Raw genomic sequence first — 18250 nt, forward strand, 5'->3', positions numbered from 1 at the left:
TTATGTTTCACGGAAGAACAAATTCACACACTGGACTGCTCGAGGTAGGTGTGGACGGCTTGGGTGGTGAGGGTGGCGGCACGGTGGGCGGTCTGGTGAGTGGCGCCGGCTAGGTGGGGGGTCAGGACGAGGTTGGGGGTGGTGTGGAGGGGGGAGGTGGGTGCGAGGGGTTCGGTGGGGTAGACGTCGAAGGCGGCGGCGGCGAGGTGGCCGGAGTGGAGGGCGGCGCAGGTGGCTTCGTAGTCGAGGAGGGCGCCGCGGGCGGTGTTGACGAGGATGGACCCTTGGCGCATCTGGGCTAGCTGGGTGGGGCCGATGAGGTTTCGGGTGCTCGGGGTCAGGCGGGCGTGGAGGGTGACGACGTCGGAGCGGCACAGGAGGTCGTCCAGGTCTACGACCTCGATGGCGGGCGGGATGTCGGTTGCGTAGGGGTCGGTGACGAGGACTTGGGCGCCGAAGGCTTGGAGGATGCGGGCCACGCGTTGGCCGATGGCTCCGTAGCCGACGAGGCCGACAGTGGCGCCGTCGAGTTCGGAGCCGCAGTCTTCATAGGCGTAGAGGTCGCTGCGCCATTCGCCGTTCTCGACGGTGCGGTGCAGTTGGGGGATCTTGCGGAGCGCCGCCATCATCAGGGCGATGGTGTGTTCGGCGGCGGCGGTTGCGTTGCGGCCGGGGGTGGCGGCGACGGTGATGCCGCGCGCGGCGGCGGCTTCGAGGTTGACGTTGACCGGGCCGCCGCGGCAGACGACCAGGTGGCGGAGATCGGGGGCGGCGTCGAGGACGCGTTCGGTGAAGGGACCCATCTGGGTGATGGCGAGCTCGACGCCGGGTAACGCGGCGATCAGCTCGTCCTCGGCGTCCGAGGCCTCGTCCACCTCACCGACCGGGCCGTACGGGGTGCGCGGCCACGGCAAGGTGAGTTCGCGGAGGTCGAAGTGCGCATCCAACGGCTCCAGAGCCGCGGCCAGTAAGGAGTTCCGGACGAAGTGGTCGCCGGCGAGCAAGGTCTTGACGGTTCTCATCGAGCTCCTGAGGTAGGCGCCGGGTCGGCCCAGCGCGGGCCTGCATGCGCGATCCGGCGCAAATAGTGGGCGTATCCCTCGGCATAGAAGGCGGCCCGGCCCGGGTCCGGATCGACCTGCCTGGTCGGCGCGACCCATTCGGGGTCGGTCAGACGCCGGGCGCTGATCACCGCGCCCCGCGCGGCGACCTGCTCACCCGCGGTCGTGTGCAACGACGCATTCAGCACATCAGCGAGGATCTGCGTCCACTCGGCACTCCGCGCCCCGCCACCGCACACCGTCACCCGACCGCTCCACCCGGCCGCCTCCAGGCAGTGCCGAGCGGCGTACGCAATCCCTTCACAGGTTGCCCGCACCAGATCAGATGTTGCTGTGGACAATGAAATCCCGTCGATCGTCCCACGCGCCCGGGTGTCGACGAACGGCGCCCGCTCACCCGCCTCCGCCAGATACGGCAACACCGTCACGCCCCGAGCCCCCGGCGGACTCTCGGCCAACAGCCCCGGCAGCTGATCGACCTCGGCCCCGACCAGCGCGAGGATCCGATCGAGCGCCGCCGTCCCGACCATCGCCGGCATCGCGCGCAACCACACTCCCGGCATCCAAGTCCCCAGCAACAACCCGGCCGGCTCGCCGTCCACCGGCAGCTCCCGCGTCACCACCTGACAGGCCAACGTCGTCCCAACAGTCAGCAACGCATCGCCGACCTCGACGACGCCCGCCCCAGCCGCGGCGGCCGGCAGGTCATACGGCCCAGCCGACACCCGAGTCCCCCGAGCCAGCCCGGTCGAGTCGTCCCGCAACTCCCCCACCGGCCCGTCGACCACAACCGGCGCCAGCAGCTCCCGCAACGACGTCAATCCCGTCGCCGCGAGCGCACGCTCGTCATAACCCCCAGTCCGCGGATCCAAGAACGGCGCCGACGCATCCGAGACATCCGTCGCCCGCAGCCCGGTCAGCGCCTGCATGACGACGTCCTTGCAGTACGCCGCCGTCGCCGCCCGCTCAACCACCGCAGGCTCCTCAGCCAGTACGGCGGCCAACAGCGGCCCAGACGCCCCTGGAAACATCCGGTTCCCCGTACGCCGAAACACCTCCGCCGCAACCCCATCAACAGTCCACCGCTCCAGCACCCCAGCACTCCGCGCATCCAGCCAAGAGATCGCCGGTCGCACAGCCGCACCCGCCGCATCGACCAACCACAACCCGTCCCCTTGAGCCGTGATCGCCAACGCCCCAGGCCGATCCCCCACCACAGCAGCAAGTTCCCGCAACACGTCGTTGACCGAAGCAACAACCTCATCGACGTCGTGCTCGAACCGCCCAGCCTCCGGCCGGATCAACCGGGTCGGCCGCGTCGCCTCAGCCAGCGGACGCCCCGCGGAATCGAACGCGACCGCTTTGGTCACGGTAGTGCCGACATCAACACCGATGTCCATGCCGAGCCTTTCTAGAACGCTGCGACCTCCACGGTGACGCCGTGGTCGCGGAGCGGGCGGATGAGATCTTCCGGGGTCTTCTCGTCGACCACGACGACGTCGAAGTCGCTCAACGGCGCGAGCCGATGCAACGCCGTCCGCTGCAGTTTGGCGTGGTCGACGAGCAGCACCTTGGTCTTCGCGGCGCGCAGCATCGCGCGCTTCACCAGCACGATCTCCTCCTCCTGGTGGAACGCGTGCGTCGGCGAGACCGCGGAAACCGAGCAGAACAAGAGGTCCGGATGCAGCGCCTCGACCGCCTCCGCGCACGGGACGCCGCCGAACGAGTCGTGCGTGGGCGAGTAGATCCCACCCAGCGCGAGCAAGGCGATATCCCGCCGAGCAGTCAGCCGCGTGATCGCCGGCAGGAAGTTCGTTGCCACGGTCAACGGAGTGATGTCGTCGAGCAGGTCGACCAGGCCGAAGGCGCTGGTCGAGTCGTCGAGCATGATCGACATCCCCGGCTCGATCATCGCGCGGGCGTGCCGGGCGAGCGCGGCCTTCTCGGTCTGCGCCGTGTTCAGCCGGTAGGCGACGTTGCTCTCGAAGACACTCGTCGGCTGCGCGCTGACCCCGCCGCGGTACTTGCGGACGACGCCCTGCCGCTCCAGTTCGTCGAGGTCGCGGTGCACGGTCATCACGCTGACCCCGAACGCCTCGACCAGCTCACCGGCCGAAACCGAGCCGTGCTCGACGACGTACGCCGCGATCTCGGCCTGCCGCCGAGCGGGCCGGCTCAGCTCGCCGGCGTCACCGACATCCGCTGTCATGATGTCTCCATTCGTCCTGCGGGAACGTTGTACGCCTCGAGCCCCACTGTGCCGTCCTGATGCCGGAAACGCACGAGCGCGGCGGGACCGAGTGCCGGTAGCAGTCTGCGGTAGTCCTCCAAACGCAGCCCGAGCAGCCGGCATACCAACAGCCGAATGAGCGTGTTGTGCGCGACGACCAGCACCTTCCCGTCGGCATGCGCTCGCGCCACCGCGCCGAAGCCGTCGACGACCCGATCAGCCGCCGCGGCCGGATCTTCAGCGCCGGGGAAGTGGTTCCGGACCGGGTCCAACTCGAACGCCGTCGCGACCGCGGCCGGTAACTCGGCGAGCCGCTTCCCTTCGGCCGATCCGAAGTCGACCTCCCGGAACCGCGCGTCCACCGTCGGCTCCAGCCCGAGCGCCTCGGCCGTCGGCGCGATCGTCTGCCGCGCCCGCAACATCGGTGAACACCACAGCGCATCCGGCGCGAACGAGACTGCGAATTCCCTGACCTGCAAGGCCTGCTGGACGCCGACGTCATCGATCGGCAGATCGGAGGATCCGGTGTACCGGTTCCCGTGATGCCACGCCGTCCGTCCGTGCCGCGCTAACACGATCGTCGTTCTCACGAGCGATACCCCCGAGCATCCAACTCGGCGACGAAGGCGGCGTACAAGCCGTCGAGCCCGGACGGCCGCGGCTCGAGCACCCGATCGACCCGGACCATCCGCCGCGCGGTCTCGGTCACCGAACCACCAGCGGACGCCGCCAGCACCGCCATCCCGTACGCCGGATCCGGCACCGCCGGCAACTGCACCGGTACGCCGAGGACGTCAGCCCGAAGCTGATTCCAGTACGCGCTCCGCGTCGCACCACCGGTCAAGGAAACCGACCGAACCGGCTCTGCACCCAGCCCCGCCAGATGCTCGAACGCCAACCGCTCGACGAACGCCAACCCTTGCAGAACAGCGACGTAGGTATCCAAAGCGGTCTCCACGCGCCCGATGGTGAACCGTGAAGCCGCCGGCGCGACGAATGGGAACCGCTCCCCCGGCGTCGTCAACGGATAGATCGCCGCTGAGACCGGCCGGGCCATCTCGTCGAAACCCGCAAGATCGGCCCCAGGCAGCAGGGCGTTCAGCACCCCGGCCCCGCTGCTCGAAGCCCCACCAGGCAGCCACCCGCCATCCGGATGCAGGTGGCTGTACACCGCGCCGGTCGGGTCATCGAGCAACTCCGTACTCACCCCTTTGAGCACGAGCGTCGTCCCGAGCACAGAGTTCCAAGCGCCCGGGCTGAGCGCACCGGCCGCGATCTGAGCCGCGCACCCATCCGTCATCCCGGCATACACCGGCACTCCGGTCGGCGTCCGGCCGAGCTCAGCGCCGGGATGGACCACCGCGGGGAACGCCGCCGTCGGCAGGCCGAGTTTCTCGAACGCGGCCACCGGCCAGGCATCGGCGACCAGGTCGTACCCGGTCTTCAGCGCGTGGCTGGTATCGGTCGCGACCGGGTGACCAATCAGGTGCGCAGCGACGAAATCGGCGCTGTGGACGACGCGCCGGTCGTCACCCTCGGCGATCAGGTCGAGCACCTTCGGCAGCGCCCAGGTCGGCTGCATCGAGACCGCCCAGCGGTCCGGGTCGGCGTCCACGATGTGGACACGACGGGCGGCCGAGCGGGCGTCGTCGTACATCAGCGCCGGTGTGACCGGCCGGCCGGCGAGGTCGGTGAGCAGGAAGGTGCCGGACGTCGAGCAGATCGCGATGCCCTCGACGACGGACGCCGGCAGCTCGGCCAAACAGCTGTCGACCGCGGTCAGCCAGGCCTGGGGATCCTGCTCGTGCCGGACGCCGTCCCGGACACTCGTCAATGGCCGGGCAGCCCGGGCGAGGACGACGCCGCCGGGATCGATCAGCACCGCGCGCACGCTCTGCGTGCCGAGGTCGATACCGATCCAGCCCATCGCACACTCCCGTGACGGTGTTATCGATGCCGGGAAGATAACACCAAAGAATGTGAAATGAGTCGGCTCCCATCACCACGAGGGTGACGGGAGCCGGTTCGCCGCGACCGACTGCGCCTGAGCGTCGGGGCGGTGATTCAGGTACTCAGGAGTGCATGAGGACGAGCGCAGGATCCACGATGGCCAGCTCCACGCGGCCGGCGTCGACGGCCCCGAAGGCGCCGATCGGCCCACTGGCCGGGCGGCCGCTGCGGCCGACCCAGAAACCCCAGTCCTCCGGAGCGTCCGGCCAGGCGGGGTCGGGCTCCCAGCCGAGCGGCGGCCGCCAGGTGTCACTCGGCGGCTCGGGCCAATCGGGTGGCGGATTGAAACGGTACACGGGCGGTCCTTCCCAGATTCCCCAGCAAATCTGCGCCAGCGATCGCGGTCTGCGAACTGTCTGACTTCTCAACGACCTGACGCGCCGGAGGTCACGATCAAACCTTCGTAAAGTTTTCCGGCACCGAGCGATTCCACCACCAGTCGCCGGGGACGGCAAGCAGTAGCTCAGCAGGCGGACTGCACAGGCAGGTGCAGACGCGTTTGAAACCGTTGAAAACAAGGCAGTTCGTTGCCTACGGAAACGAGTCGCTCGATCACGCTCCGTCGATGATGGAGCGGTTCAGAGGTCGGCGAGGCGATCCCGGACGCGGTGGTGCGAGGTGAGCGACTCGGCGAGGGTGTAGCCGAGCTCGCGGTAGGCCTCGAAGTCCCACTCGTCGTAGAACTGATCGCTCGTCGTCCGCCGCGGGAAGTCGGAGTGGCCCAGCGCGTACTGCTCGAGATCCCAGCCGAGCTGCCCGGCCAGCAGGGCCTTCACCAGGAAGATCTCGGTCTTGTAGGGCTTCGGCTCGCCCGCGGCCTGCGGGTGTGTCGCGATCCCGTAGGTCCAGGCCCGGTCGGCGCGCGGTTTCGACCCGCGGCGCATCGAGCTCGGATCGATGTCGACCTCGATCCCGTGGTCCATCCGGGCGGTGGCGATCGCCTCGGCCAGCGCGTTGAACCGGTCCTCGGCGTCGTTCGAGGCGTCGATCACGATCACCTGCGCGGGTTTGCGGCGCAGCGCCTCGACCAGGCCGAGGTTGTCGTAGTGACCGCCGTCGGTGACGTAGATCCGCCGGTCGTACATGGACGGCGATCCGATCGCCTCCCGGAGCAGCCGGTACGGACCGGGTTTGTCGATCACGCTGCCGACGTACCGGCGGATCGCGGGGACGACGCCGCGCACCTCGGGGAACGCGGGCTCGGCGCGGTTGTTCCAGTACGGGTTCGGCAGCCAGACGCCGAGCCGGGCGTTCAGGACGGCGAGCAGCAGCCGGATCGGCCTGGTCCGGCCGTTGACGCGGCCGGTCAGCGGGCTGAGCGCGGCGCCGCTGATCGCCATCGCGGCCGGCACCGTGACCTCGCGCAGCAGCATGTCCGCCTCGCGCTCGTAGTCACCGGTCTGCCGCCGTCCGCCGTCCGGCAGCGAGCGGTCGCCGACGATTCCGATGCGCTCGGCATCGAAAACGAACGGCACGCAGTCGCGCTGGGTCGGGACGAAGTCCGCGTCCTCGACATTCGCGACGCCGGCGATCACGAGCTGCGGGCCGCCGCCGTCCGGTTTGGCCCATTCGGAGTAGCGCAGCCGTTTGTAGTAGTCGAGTGACGCCGCGGCGCCGTTCGGCTTGCGGGTCACCAGGAACGCGCGCGACAAGCGCTCACGGTAGAACGAGTGCAGCGACGTCCGGTTCGCATCGGTGAAGAGTTTGATGCCGGCGGCGATCGCGGCCAGGACGACCGCGACGCTCCAGTCGTCCGGGCGCAGGTTCTCGCCGATCGCATAGCCGCCGGTCCAGCGCAGCAACACGACGACGGACGCGAGCACGATGATCGCCGTCCCCGCCCACGGCGCCAGCTTGGTCTGGGCGAACGCGAGCAGCCGGTCCCGCAGCTTGTTCGACTCCTTACCCTCGGCCGACAACCCGTTCCAGACCGCGCGCCCGAGGCCGATCAGCACGACGACCAGCGCGCTGAACGACGCCACCCCTTGTTTGGTCGGATCGACCAGCGCCAGCAGCTCCGACGGCAGACCGGTGTCGCCCGGCAACTTGCCGAGCAGATAGAGCCCGCCCGGTACGCCGAGCAGCAGCACCGCGACCGGGACGCCGTACAGCAGCGAGGCGCTGCCGAGCGAGCTGAGGATTCGGCGGACGACGTCCGGCATCCGGGCCCAGCGATCCCAGACCTTCTCGAGCACGAACGTGGCCGCGCTGATCGCGAGCAAGGCAGTCGCAGTGATCAGGTACGTCCAGGAACCGCCCGGCCGCAGACTCACCTGGACGTCGGTGAAGCCCCGAACGACCACGCCCTGATCGGCCAGATACCAGCCGAGGACCCAGGCGATTGCGCGCAACATGATGCCGATCAGCAGCAGGTTCACGACCAGGCCGAACAGGACCGACAGCCCGGCCCGGAAGATCGCCGGGCCGCCTTGGAGCAGGTACCGCGTCTGGCGGCGCAGCCGAGCGAGCTCAGGCGATCCCTGAGCGAACGGATCGGGGCACGCCCGCCGCAGCACATGGAACGCAGCCGCCATGTACCCGCCGCCGCTGACGCCGATGACCGTCGATGCCTTGTCGTACAACCCCTGCTCCCGCAGGTGTTGCAGCGCGCCGAGGCAGAAGGACGCCGATCGGATCCCGCCACCCGAGCAGGTGATGACGAGCCGGCCGGCGTCGACCCCGGCATCGCCGTCCTGGGTGAAAGTGGCCGGCGGGTCGAGGCGGACGCCGTACAGCTTGCGCTGCCCGTAGCGGCTGGTGGCGAAGTAGCAGACCGCGAGCACGATCGCGCCGAGGACGCCGATCCCGCGCATCACCCAGGTGAACGCGCCGGTCGAGAGGTCGGCACAGGAGTTCGCGAACTCGGGCCAGAGCCGGATGTCCTCGATCACGTCCAGGACGGCGGCCACGCAGACCAGCCAGGCACCGATGGCCGCGATCCGCTGCCAGGACTGGCGATCGAGGAACTTCACGTACTTGTACGCGCGGTACGCCGCATAGACGTAGGCCATGATGAACAGGCCGTCGACCAGCAGCGAGAGCCGGGCCGGGACCTCACACACCGCCGTGGCGCTCTGCACCGCGGACCGCATCGGCGCCTGGACGACGGCCAGCACGATCGCGAGCTGCAATGTTCTCGTGAAGGTCCGGCGCCGCCCGATCTGCTCGATGGTGGCGTCGCCCTTGGTGCCTTCCGATTCCCCCAACATCGCCCCATGATGACGCCGTGTGATCACGTCGTACCAGCTCTCGGCGGTCTCGATCCGGCTACGCCGTACCGGCGGTGATCGGGTTTCGATCCTGGTGTGAGCTGTTTACAACGTCGTACTGCGCCCGGTACAAGGGTATCTACAACGTTGGCACAGCGGCTCGGAAGAGGTCTTGCCATGAGGTTCGCCCGCCCCATCCTCAGCGTTCTGCTCGCCGCGGTCCTGACCGGCACGCTCGCCGGTCCCGCGCCCGCTGCCGAGCCGTCGGAGGTGACCGCGATGTCGCAGACGTTCCGCAACCCGGTGAACCCGTCGGCGGACCCGTCGCTGATGTTCCACAACGGGAAGTACTACGTCGCGACGACGCGCGGCGACCGGATCGGGATCTGGTCCTCGCCGAGTCTCGCGACGCTGCTGGCCCAGCCCGAGCAGGTCGTCTGGCGGGACAGCAACACCAGCCGCAACACGCAGATGTGGGCGCCGGCGTTCCGGCACGTCGGGAACCGCTGGTACATCTACTACACGGCCTCGGACGGCGTCGACGCCAACCACCGGATGTACGTCCTGGAGTCCGCGGGCGACGACCCGCTCGGCCCGTACTCGTTCAAGGCGAAGATCGCCGACTTCGGCGAGTACGCGATCGACGGCGAGCCGATCACCGTGAACGGCCAGCAGTACTTCGTCTGGACCGGGCCCGGCCGCGGGATGGGCGGGCCGCAGCAGCTGTACATCGTCCGGATGAGCAACCCCTGGACAGCGACCGGCGGCCGGGTCGCGATCCCGGCGGACGGCGGCTGTCACGAGGTCCGGGAAGGACCGACGCCGATCTACGGCCAGAACCGGATCTTCCTGACCTACTCGACCTGTGACACCGGCAAGCCGGACTACCAGCTGTGGATGAAGAGCCTGGCCAACGACGCCGATCCGATGGTCGCGGCGAACTGGCAGCAACACCCCGGGCCGATCTTCTCCCGCAACGACAGCACCGGCGTCTGGGGCCCCGGCCACCACTCGTTCTTCAAGTCGCCGGACGGCACCGAGGACTGGATCGCCTACCACGGCAAGAACACCAGCACCTACACCTACGACTTCCGCACCTCCCGCGCGCAGAAGCTGACCTGGAACGCCGACGGGACGCCGAACCTCGGCAGCCCGCTCGCCGCCGGCGCCACCCAGGCCCTGCCGTCGGGCGACCCCGGCTCGTCGAACTACTGGATCAACGATTTCGACGCCGGCACCGGGATGAACCAGGTCGAGTACGCCGGGAACTGGAGCTCCGGCTCCGGCTGCGGCAACCAGTGCTTCTGGAGCAACGACCACTGGAGCAACGCGGTCAACGCCACCGCGACGATCCGGTTCACCGGCGCCAAGGTCGCGCTGCTCAGCGTCAAGGACCGCGGCAACGGGATCGCCGCGATCTCCATCGACGGCGGGCCGGAACAACGCGTCGACTACTACAGCTCGATCCGGGTCGGCGAGCAGCTCACCTACCTGAGCCCCACCTTGGCGCCCGGACCGCACACCATCCGCATCCGCGTCACCGGCGACAAGAACGCGGCATCCTCCAACACCGTGATCAGCCTGGACCGGATCGAGGTGTACTGAGCTGCAGCTGACGCGCAACCGTTTGGAAAGGATGCGGGGTCGCCTGAGAGTATGGCTGGGTGAAGCGATCGCTACTGGGCCTCGGGCTGTTGCTCGTGGCCGCGGTCGGCGGCGCCGGCGGTTACCTCGCCGGCGAGAGCTTGCCACAGCAGACGACGTCCGCATCCGAAGGCGTGGCTCCGCTGGAGCCGATCAGCATCGCTCCGATCAAGAAGCCGTTGCCGGTCAAGACGCCCGTCCCGAGTGACATCCCGGCACTGCAGGCCGGGATGAACTACGGGCGGCACAGCTTCACCGTCATTCCGGGCGGCGTGCAGGTCCGGCTCGCGCTGGAGACGCCGAACGGGTGGAAGCTGACCCGTGATCCGAAGTCGCCCGGTGAGGTGAAGTTCCTGGAGGCGGATCGGGAGCGCGGGATCCGGGTCGAGGCCATCGAGCCGGTCGCCCAGTCGACCGACGAGATGATGGCGGCGCTCGAGATCGGCCTGAAGCAGAGCCAGCCGCCGGAGAACGACGTCCGCATTCTCGGCAAGACCACCGCCCGGCTCCGGACCGACAACGGCGAGCGGACCGTCTCGACGCTCACCTACACCTACATTCCGAACCAGACGGTCCGGATGGTCATCGTGCGCTGGGTGGCGCTCGACGACGACAACGCGGCCACCGTCGAGATGAGTATCTCGGGTCTCCCGCAGGACGCCGCCGCCCTCAAGGAGATCGCCTCGAACGCGACCCGGTCGGTGCGTTCGGCCGGGTGAGAACTTTCACCGGTTCCACACCGACGCCCTAAGGTATGAACTTGGCGTTTCAGGGCGATCGAGGTGGGGAGGGACGTGGCGAGGACCTGGACCAGGCGCGCGCTGCTCGGGTCGGGGCTGGTCGTGCTGACCGGTGTCGGCGGGGCGGGCGGCTACGGCGTCGGCATTTACCTCGACAACGATGCGACGACCGTCTCCGATGCCGCCGACCCGGTCGCGCTGCCGAAAGGTTCCCGGGCGTCGGCGCCGGCGAAGAGGGTCGTGCCCGATACGACCAAGGCGCTGAGCGCGGATTCGCTGAACTACAAGACCCGGGAGTTCGTCGTCACCGAGGCGGTGAAATCCGCGGTCCGGGTGCGGGTGCCGTCGAACTGGTCGTACACGTTGCCGGAGCCGAAGGTCGGGCGGTTCACCGATCCGACCGGCCGACGGTACATCCGGATCGGCGCCGGCTTCGCGCTGGACCGGTCGCCGGAGCAGCGAATGGCCACCAAGATGTCCGATCTGAACTCGGTCCCGGCCGATCAGATGCTGACGATCAAGTCCTCGGACGTCGATCCGCAGACCAAGTCGGCCACACTCGTCTACACGTTCGTGCCGGAGAACGTCGTCCGGCATGTCATCGTCCGCTGGGTGGCCAACGGCAACGGGGACTGCATGTTCGAGCTCGCCGTGACCGGCCTCCCGCAGGACCGGGTTGCCCTCGAGGCCATCCTGAAACAGGCCGAAGAGTCGGCCTATCGGGAAGATTCCGACCTCTAGCCCCGCCTTCACGAAACTGTTACCCGGTTGATGCAACCGGAGGCCGGCCCAGCTAGTCCTTGTCTATGACTGGGGAGGTGGGGCAGGTATGGCACGTCGGGGGACGGCTTTACTGGCATCCGGGCTGATGGCGATCGTCGCCCTCGGCGGCGCGAGCGGGTACGGGATCGGCTGGCTGAGCTCGGTCGAGCAGCCGGGCCGGACGCCGTCCGGGTCGGCGCTGCCGATCAGCGGGCCGAAGCTGCCGGCCGGCACCACGACGCCGTCGGCCACGCCGACGCCGAGCGCCACGCCCAGCGGTCCGTTGCGCAAGATCGTGCCGGACGACACGGCGGCGCTGCGGGCCGGCGAGCTGACCTACAAGACCCGGATCTTCAGCGTGCAGAAGGTGCTGAAATCCAAGCTGCTCGTGAAGGTCCCGGCCGACTGGACGTTCTCGCAGCCGGACCCGCCGGTCACCGGGCGGTTCACCGACCCGACCGGCAAGCGCTGGATCCGGCTCGAGGCCGGGTTCACGATCGAGCGGCCGCCGGCCGAGTCGATGGCGCAGCGCGAGGCGCAGCTGGCCGCGAACCGGCAGCTGACGATCATCTCGAAGACCGTCACGCAGACCTCCGCGACGCTGGTCTACACCTACGTGCCGCCGGCCGCGCAGGCGCCGATCGCGAACCTGCGCTACGTGATGGTGCGCTGGATCGCCGACGAGAGCGGGAACGTCGCCGTCGAGATGAGCTCCACCGGGCTGCCCCAGGACAAGGCAGCCCTCGCGGAGGTGCTCGACAAGGCGACCGACACCGTCATCCGGCGCGACGGGGCGCTCTCGCCGTCCTGAGCGTCGCGCCGGAGATGGTTGCGCTGAGCAAGAATTAACTGACGGCTCAGCAATCAGCGGGCCAGATGGTGCGGAAGATCTGGTAGCGCAGGCGGTAGAACCGGCGGCGGGTGGACTGGATCAGGGCAGGGGACGGCCGGAGCCGTTCCGTGGGGATGCGCACGGGATTTCCTCGGACATACTCGTACTACTGGGCAGGAAGCCCATCCGCCCGGGGTCAGCCGATTTCCACCGAGTTCGCGATCTCGACCGCGCGCTCGCGGTCCTCGCTCGACATCAGGATCTGGATGAGCATCGAGTTACTGGTCCCCGTCGCCAGCACTCGTTGGAGGAGCATACCCTTTCCGCCGCCACACTCTGTCGAGATCTGGTCACGGACGGGGTGACCCTTGGCATCCGTCCCCGTACTCGCCGGCTCGATCCGGCCGCACTGGAAGCTGGGCGACGTCCCGAACTGGACGCGGTCGTACCGCACGCCGGTGTACCCGAGGAAGATCCCGGAGCCGACCCCCTGACCCCACCTCTCGTCCTCGCTGATGCGCACCGCCGGCTGCGGCTTGATCCCACCCGGCGGCTGCCACTGCGACTCGGCCCTCGACTGCATCCAGCCCCGCGGCACATTCACGTCCAGATAACCGAGGTCGTTCAGCACCAGCTGCCGATCCTGCACATAACTCTGCGCCCGCTGCCCCCCGAACCCGGCCCCCGCGCCCAACACCAACGCAGCCACCCCCACCAGCACCCGCCGCCCCCACCGCTTCTTCTTCTTGACGGAAGCCGGCTCGGTCGGGGTCAGGTTCGCAACGGCCTGCGGTTCGGCCGTGGGCTCCGGAGGGAGCTCCAAGCGCGCTGCCGCGGTGGTCTCGGTCTCCTCTTTCGCTGCCGGCTCGGTGGTCGGCTGAACCTCGAGGGCACTCTCGACGACAGACTCAGGCTCGGGGTGAGCCGGCTGGGTGGTGGCGCCGGGTTTGGCGAGGGTGGGTTGGTTGGCGTCGGAGAGGGCGGTGGGTTGGCCTTCTTCGGGTGGGCCGGTGAAGATCAGCGGGGCGACGAAACCGTGGGTGGTCTCGTCGAGGCCGCCGACGAGCTCGCGGGTGAAGGACTGGACGTCCGGCCAGCGGTTCTCCCGGTCGGGGTCGAGGGCGCGGACGATCGCGGCGTCGATCTTGTCCGGGACGGCGAAGCCCAGGGAGCTCGGCGGCGGGGCGGCGGCGACCCGGCCGGCCGCGCCCAGGCCGTCGACCTGATGCGGTGAGCGGCCGGTCAGGGCGGCGTACGCGACGGCGCCGAGGGAGTACTGGTCGGCGCGCTGGTCGAGCCGCTCACCGAGGGCCTGCTCAGGGGCGACGTACGACGGGGTGCCGCCGGGGAGCGTGATCCGGGACACCTCGTCCAGGGACTTGCCGAGGCCGAGATCGGACAGGACCGCGCGCTCGCCGTCGTCGTCGGTGCTGCGGAAGAGCACGTTGGCGGGTTTCACGTCGCGGTGCAGCAGCCCGCGCCGGTGCAGCGCCTGGAGGCCCCGGCCGACCTGGACGACGACGTCGACCGCCACGGGCAGCGGCAGCGGCTCCTTCTTCAGCCGATCGGCCAGCGTGCCCCGGTCGGCGTACGTCAGGACCAGGAAGGGACGGCCGTCCTCCAGCTCACCGACGTCGTGGACCTGGACGACGTGCTCGGACTCGACCCGGCGGAGGAACCGGCCCTCCTCCAGGAAGCGGCGCCGGACCGAGTCGTCGTGCCCCCAGTTGTCGGCGAGCACCTTGATCGCGACCTCGGCGTCCAGTTGCTCATCGTGAGCGAGCCATACCGTAGCGAAACCGCCTGAGCCCAGGCGTCGGCGCACGACATAACGACCTAGTCTGGTTGGAACCCCCATACAGGGCATTATGTAGTAAGGAGAGTCCCTCCCCGGGGCCGATCGACAGCAAAGGCGCAGATGAGCGAGAGCACCAGCCCGACCGACGACCTCGGAGTCCTGGCCGAGCGGGCCAAGGACGGCGACCGGAACGCGATGGACGACCTGCTCCGCCAGGTCCATCCGCGCGTCCTGCGGATCTGCCGCAGCGTGCTGCCCTACTCCGCGGACGCGGAGGACGCCGCCCAGGAGGCGCTGCTCAACATCGCGACCAAGATCGGCACCTACTCCGGCCGGAGCAGCTTCTCGACCTGGGTGCACTCGGTCGCGGCGAACTCGGCCCGCTCGACCTACCGCAAGCTGAAGCGGACGGCCCAGGCCGCGCACAACCCGGAGACGATGGAGAAGCCGGACCCGCGGACGACGTCCGTCATCGCCGGCACCCGCCTGGACCTCCTGGAGGCCCTGGAGACGCTCGAACGCGACCGCCCGCAGATGGTCACCCCGCTCGTCCTGCGCGACGTCTACGGGCTGTCCTACGAGGAGATCGCGGCCGAGGTCGGCGCCCCGCTGGGCACGGTCAAGTCCCGGATCCACGACGCCCGTGAGGTCGTCCGGCCGCTGCTGCGCCCGAAAGACTGACCACTCGGGGGCTGTTGCGGAACAGCGACTACCTGAAGCTGCTCAGCGGCCAGTCGATCAGCTCGGTCGGCTCGGCGATGAGCGGCTTCGTCTTCACCCTGCTCGCGCTGTCCATCACGGGTTCCCCCGTCCAGGCCGGTCTGGTCGGTACGGCGTCCGCCCTCGGGGGAACTCTGATGGCGCTGCCCGGCGGCGCCTTGGCCGACCGGCTGAACCGGCGGGCGCTGATGGTCGGCTACAGCGTCGCCGGGACGCTGCTGTTCGGCTCGGTCGCGGTCGCCGGCTGGCTCGACGCGCTGACGCTACCGCATCTGATCGCGGTCGGTCTGCTGAACGGCGCGGGCTATTCGGTCTTCATGCCCGCCGAGACCGGCGCGCTGCGGCAGATCGTCGAGCCGGCCCACCTCGGTACGGCGCTCGCGGCGAACAACGGCCGTGAGCACGCGGCCGGGCTGATCGGCGCTCCGCTGGGCGGCCTGCTCTACTCGGTCGGCCGGACGCTCCCGATCGCCGTCGACGCGGTGTCGTACCTGGTGATGACGTTCCTGCTGGCCTCGATCCGGCGCCCGCTCCCGGCCGCGCCGCCGGACGGCGGCCGGCACGAGCCGATCCTGCGCGCCGTCCGGACCGGATTGGCCTTCATTTTCGGGCAGCCGGCCCTGCGGACGATCGGGATCGTGTCGACCGTGCTCAACTTCGCCGGGACCGGCGTCCTGCTGGTGCTCATCCTGAGCATGCAGCAGCGGGGCGTTCCGGCGTCCGTGATCGGGCTGCTGACCACCTCGATGGGCGTCGGCGGGGTGCTGGGCGCGATCGCGGCGCCGAAGCTGCTGGCGACGTTCAGCGTCGGCCGACTCGCGGTCTGCGGCGGCTGGATCGTCGCGCTCGCGCTCGGCGCCACCGCATTCAGCACCGATCCGGCCGTGCTGATCGCGCTCCCGGCGTTCGGCTTCTTCCTGCTGCCCGCGGTGAACTCCGGCCTGTTCGGCTACCAGATGCTGGTCACACCGGATCAGCTGCAGGGCCGCGCGAAGAGCGCGGTGATGTTCCTGGCGAACGGCGTCAACCCGCTGGCGCCGCTACTGGGCGGATTCCTGCTCGCGACCGCCGGTGCGCAGCGGGCATTGCTGGCCTTCGGGGCGCTGTTCGTGGCCGGTGCGGTACTGCTCACGTTCAGCCGGTCGATCCGGAAGATCCCGTTGCTCTCGACCGTGAGCAATGCTCAGATGGGGGCATGAAGAAGCTCATCAACGACCCTGCCGATGTTGTGAGTGAAGCGCTGCTCGGGATGGCGGCCGCGCACCCGGACCGGCTGCGGGTGGACCACGAGAACCGGATCGTCTACCGCAAACAGGAGCCGCGCCCGGGGAAGGTCGGGCTGATCTCCGGCGGCGGTTCCGGGCACGAGCCGCTGCACGGCGGGTTCGTCGGGCTCGGCATGCTGGACGCCGCCTGCGCGGGTGAGGTCTTCACCTCCCCGGTGCCGGACCAGATGATGGCCGCGACCAAGGCGGTCGACGCGGGCGCCGGCGTCCTGCACATCGTGAAGAACTACACCGGCGACGTGATGAACTTCGAGATGGCTGCCGAGCTGGCCGCCGCGGACGCCGGGACGGAGGTCCGGTCGGTGGTGACGAACGATGACGTCGCCGTCCAGGACAGCCTGTACACGGCCGGCCGGCGCGGGGTCGGCGTCACCGTGCTGCTGGAGAAGATCGTCGGCGCGGCCGCCGAGGAGGGTCGCTCACTGGCCGAGGTCGCGGAGCTCGCGCAGCGGGTGAACGACCAGGGCCGCAGTATGGGGATGGCGCTCACGTCGTGCACGGTCCCGGCCGCGGGGAAGCCGACGTTCGAGCTGGCCGAGAACGAGATGGAGGTCGGGATCGGCATCCACGGCGAGCCCGGCCGGCAACGGTTGCCGCTGGCGCCGGCGCGCGAGGTGGCCGCACTGCTGGTCGACCCGGTGCTGTCCGATCTGCCTTACGGTCAAGGCGATTCGGTGATTGCCTTCGTCAACGGCATGGGCGGGACGCCGTTGCTGGAGCTCTACCTGATGTACAACGAGGTGGCGCAGCTCCTGGATCGAGCCGGGATCACCGTCGCCCGGTCGCTGGTCGGCAACTACATCACCTCGCTGGAGATGGCCGGCTGCTCGGTGACGCTGCTGAAGGTCGATGACGAGCTGGTCCGGTTGTGGGACGCGCCGGTGAACACCCCGGGGCTGCGGTGGGGCGCATGATCGATAAATTCGCCGCTTGGCTGCGGGATTCCGCACAGGTGCTGCACGACAATGCGGCGTACCTCACAGAGCTCGACTCGGCGATCGGGGATGCCGATCACGGCGCGAACCTGGATCGTGGATTCGGCGCCGTCGTCGCGGTGCTCGACGAGACCTCGTTCGGTTCCGTCGACGAACTGCTGAAGAAGGCCGGGATGACACTGGTGAGCAAGGTCGGGGGTGCGAGCGGGCCGTTGTACGGAACGTTCTTCCTGCGCTTCGGCACCGCGCTCGCGGGCGCCGAGCTGACCCCGGTGTCGATCGGCGAAGGACTGCGGGCCGGCGTCGGGGGGATCCTCGCGCGCGGCAAAGCTGAACTGGGGGACAAAACCATGTACGACGCCTGGGCTCCGGCCCTTGATGCGTATGACGCCGTGGTCGCGAGCGGCGGTGATCTCGAAGCAGCGCTGACTGCTGCGGCCGAGGCCGCGGCGAAGGGCCGGGACGCGACCGTCCCACTGGAGGCCCGGAAGGGCCGCGCCAGCTACCTGGGCGAGCGAAGCGTCGGCCACCAGGATCCGGGCGCAACCAGTACGACCCTGCTGCTTGAGTCGGCCGCGCGGACGCTCGCATGATCGGCATTGTGGTGGTGTCGCACAGCCGCGCGTTGGCGACCGCGGCCGTCGGGATGGCGACCGAAATGGTTGCTGACGGCAAGCGGCCGTCGATCGTGGTCGCGGCCGGGCTGGACGAGACGACGTTCGGCACGGACGCCGTGGCCGTCTCCGAGGCGATCGCGGCCGCGGACTCGGCGGACGGCGTCCTGGTGCTGCTCGATCTGGGCAGTGCGGTGCTGAGTGCCGAGCTGGCATTGGAGTTCATCGATCCTGAGGTGGCAGCGCGGGTCCGGTTGACGAGCGCTCCGCTGGTCGAGGGGCTCGTGGCCGCGGCGGTGACGGCCTCGTCCGGCGCCTCGCTGGAGGCGGTTGCCGCTGAGGCTGAGCGTGGGCTGCTGGGTAAACAAGAGCACCTCGGCGACGGCCCCGCGTCGGCGGAGCCGGCCGC

General features: G+C 69.3%; 16 protein-coding genes and 1 pseudogene. 9 read left to right on the forward strand and 8 right to left on the reverse strand.

The features are described from left to right. Positions 1–23: 23 nt before the first annotated feature. From HPO96_RS14075 to HPO96_RS14105, 7 genes are all read right to left on the reverse strand, one after another. Positions 24–1022 (reverse strand): 2-hydroxyacid dehydrogenase, encoded by a 999-nt coding sequence (locus HPO96_RS14075; protein ID WP_171673887.1) that lies wholly within the window; start codon positions 1020–1022, stop codon positions 24–26. After that, entirely contained in the window at positions 1019–2461 is a 1443-nt protein-coding gene (locus tag HPO96_RS14080) for an FGGY family carbohydrate kinase (protein WP_171673888.1), read from the reverse strand. Before HPO96_RS14080 ends, HPO96_RS14075 begins: the two co-directional genes overlap by 4 nt. Before the next feature lie 11 nt (positions 2462–2472). Then, positions 2473–3270, reverse strand: coding sequence for a DeoR/GlpR family DNA-binding transcription regulator (locus HPO96_RS14085; RefSeq protein ID WP_171673889.1), 798 nt, complete (start codon positions 3268–3270; stop codon positions 2473–2475). Beyond that, complete coding sequence (locus HPO96_RS14090; protein ID WP_171673890.1) at positions 3267–3881, reverse strand: histidine phosphatase family protein; 615 nt, start codon at positions 3879–3881, stop codon at positions 3267–3269. Before HPO96_RS14090 ends, HPO96_RS14085 begins: the two co-directional genes overlap by 4 nt. Continuing rightward, the gene (locus HPO96_RS14095; RefSeq protein WP_171673891.1) at positions 3878–5218 is read right to left on the reverse strand and encodes an FGGY-family carbohydrate kinase; all 1341 of its coding nucleotides are present in this window, start codon (positions 5216–5218) and stop codon (positions 3878–3880) included. The genes HPO96_RS14090 and HPO96_RS14095 overlap by 4 nt, the downstream gene beginning before the upstream one ends. A gap of 145 nt (positions 5219–5363) precedes the next feature. Then, positions 5364–5597, reverse strand: coding sequence for a hypothetical protein (locus tag HPO96_RS37590; RefSeq protein WP_202885961.1), 234 nt, complete (start codon positions 5595–5597; stop codon positions 5364–5366). Between the two features lie 282 nt (positions 5598–5879). Continuing rightward, positions 5880–8510 carry a patatin-like phospholipase domain-containing protein gene (locus HPO96_RS14105; RefSeq protein ID WP_171673892.1) on the reverse strand — a complete coding sequence of 877 codons (2631 nt, stop codon included), beginning with the start codon at positions 8508–8510 and terminating at the stop codon, positions 5880–5882. Positions 8511–8687: 177 nt separating this feature from the next. Here HPO96_RS14105 and HPO96_RS14110 point away from each other — a divergent pair, with 177 nt between their 5' ends. The 4 genes from HPO96_RS14110 to HPO96_RS14125 all read left to right on the forward strand — a co-directional run bounded on the left by HPO96_RS14110 (position 8688) and on the right by HPO96_RS14125 (position 12467). Continuing rightward, positions 8688–10115 (forward strand): family 43 glycosylhydrolase, encoded by a 1428-nt coding sequence (locus HPO96_RS14110; RefSeq protein ID WP_171673893.1) that lies wholly within the window; start codon positions 8688–8690, stop codon positions 10113–10115. Between the two features lie 59 nt (positions 10116–10174). Continuing rightward, positions 10175–10873 carry a hypothetical protein gene (locus HPO96_RS14115; protein WP_171673894.1) on the forward strand — a complete coding sequence of 233 codons (699 nt, stop codon included), beginning with the start codon at positions 10175–10177 and terminating at the stop codon, positions 10871–10873. Positions 10874–10948: 75 nt separating this feature from the next. Further along, on the forward strand, positions 10949–11635 hold the full coding sequence (locus tag HPO96_RS14120) for a hypothetical protein (protein WP_171673895.1): 687 nt from the start codon (positions 10949–10951) through the stop codon (positions 11633–11635). Positions 11636–11723: 88 nt separating this feature from the next. Continuing rightward, positions 11724–12467, forward strand: a complete 744-nt coding sequence (locus HPO96_RS14125) for a hypothetical protein (RefSeq protein ID WP_171673896.1) — start codon at positions 11724–11726, stop codon at positions 12465–12467. Between the two features lie 217 nt (positions 12468–12684). Here the strand turns inward: HPO96_RS14125 and HPO96_RS14130 are convergent, their stop codons facing one another. Further along, on the reverse strand, positions 12685–14313 hold the full coding sequence (locus HPO96_RS14130; protein ID WP_337796634.1) for a protein kinase domain-containing protein: 1629 nt from the start codon (positions 14311–14313) through the stop codon (positions 12685–12687). 93 nt (positions 14314–14406) lie between these two features. Between HPO96_RS14130 and HPO96_RS14135 the strand changes: the two genes are divergently transcribed. The 5 genes and pseudogenes from HPO96_RS14135 to dhaM all read left to right on the forward strand — a co-directional run. Continuing rightward, complete coding sequence (locus HPO96_RS14135) at positions 14407–14967, forward strand: RNA polymerase sigma factor (RefSeq protein ID WP_171673898.1); 561 nt, start codon at positions 14407–14409, stop codon at positions 14965–14967. A 14-nt stretch (positions 14968–14981) separates the two neighbouring features. Next, a complete protein-coding gene (locus HPO96_RS14140) occupies positions 14982–16205 on the forward strand; it encodes an MFS transporter (protein WP_171673899.1) in 1224 nt (407 codons plus the stop codon). Next, positions 16202–17206, forward strand: coding sequence for a dihydroxyacetone kinase subunit DhaK (gene dhaK / locus HPO96_RS14145; RefSeq protein WP_171673900.1), 1005 nt, complete (start codon positions 16202–16204; stop codon positions 17204–17206). Before HPO96_RS14140 ends, dhaK begins: the two co-directional genes overlap by 4 nt. After that, positions 17203–17820 (forward strand): dihydroxyacetone kinase subunit DhaL, encoded by a 618-nt coding sequence (gene dhaL, locus HPO96_RS14150; protein WP_171673901.1) that lies wholly within the window; start codon positions 17203–17205, stop codon positions 17818–17820. Before dhaK ends, dhaL begins: the two co-directional genes overlap by 4 nt. Further along, positions 17817–18224: pseudogene (gene dhaM / locus HPO96_RS39625) on the forward strand (dihydroxyacetone kinase phosphoryl donor subunit DhaM); the annotation flags it as partial. The gene dhaL and the pseudogene dhaM, both read left to right, overlap by 4 nt. Positions 18225–18250: the final 26 nt, after the last annotated feature.

Origin of the sequence: Kribbella sandramycini, from assembly GCF_013131805.1 — a bacterium.
Lineage (GTDB): Bacteria > Actinomycetota > Actinomycetes > Propionibacteriales > Kribbellaceae > Kribbella > Kribbella sandramycini.

Coding starts and splice junctions, on each gene's coding strand:
- HPO96_RS14075 (WP_171673887.1), bottom strand. CDS start 1,022: ATGAGAACCGTCAAGACCTTGCTCGCCGGCGACCACTTCGTCCGGAAC.
- HPO96_RS14080 (WP_171673888.1), bottom strand. CDS start 2,461: ATGGACATCGGTGTTGATGTCGGCACTACCGTGACCAAAGCGGTCGCG.
- HPO96_RS14085 (WP_171673889.1), bottom strand. CDS start 3,270: ATGACAGCGGATGTCGGTGACGCCGGCGAGCTGAGCCGGCCCGCTCGG.
- HPO96_RS14095 (WP_171673891.1), bottom strand. CDS start 5,218: ATGGGCTGGATCGGTATCGACCTCGGCACGCAGAGCGTGCGCGCGGTG.
- HPO96_RS14105 (WP_171673892.1), bottom strand. CDS start 8,510: ATGTTGGGGGAATCGGAAGGCACCAAGGGCGACGCCACCATCGAGCAG.
- HPO96_RS14110 (WP_171673893.1), top strand. CDS start 8,688: ATGAGGTTCGCCCGCCCCATCCTCAGCGTTCTGCTCGCCGCGGTCCTG.
- HPO96_RS14125 (WP_171673896.1), top strand. CDS start 11,724: ATGGCACGTCGGGGGACGGCTTTACTGGCATCCGGGCTGATGGCGATC.
- HPO96_RS14135 (WP_171673898.1), top strand. CDS start 14,407: ATGAGCGAGAGCACCAGCCCGACCGACGACCTCGGAGTCCTGGCCGAG.
- dhaK (WP_171673900.1), top strand. CDS start 16,202: ATGAAGAAGCTCATCAACGACCCTGCCGATGTTGTGAGTGAAGCGCTG.
- dhaL (WP_171673901.1), top strand. CDS start 17,203: ATGATCGATAAATTCGCCGCTTGGCTGCGGGATTCCGCACAGGTGCTG.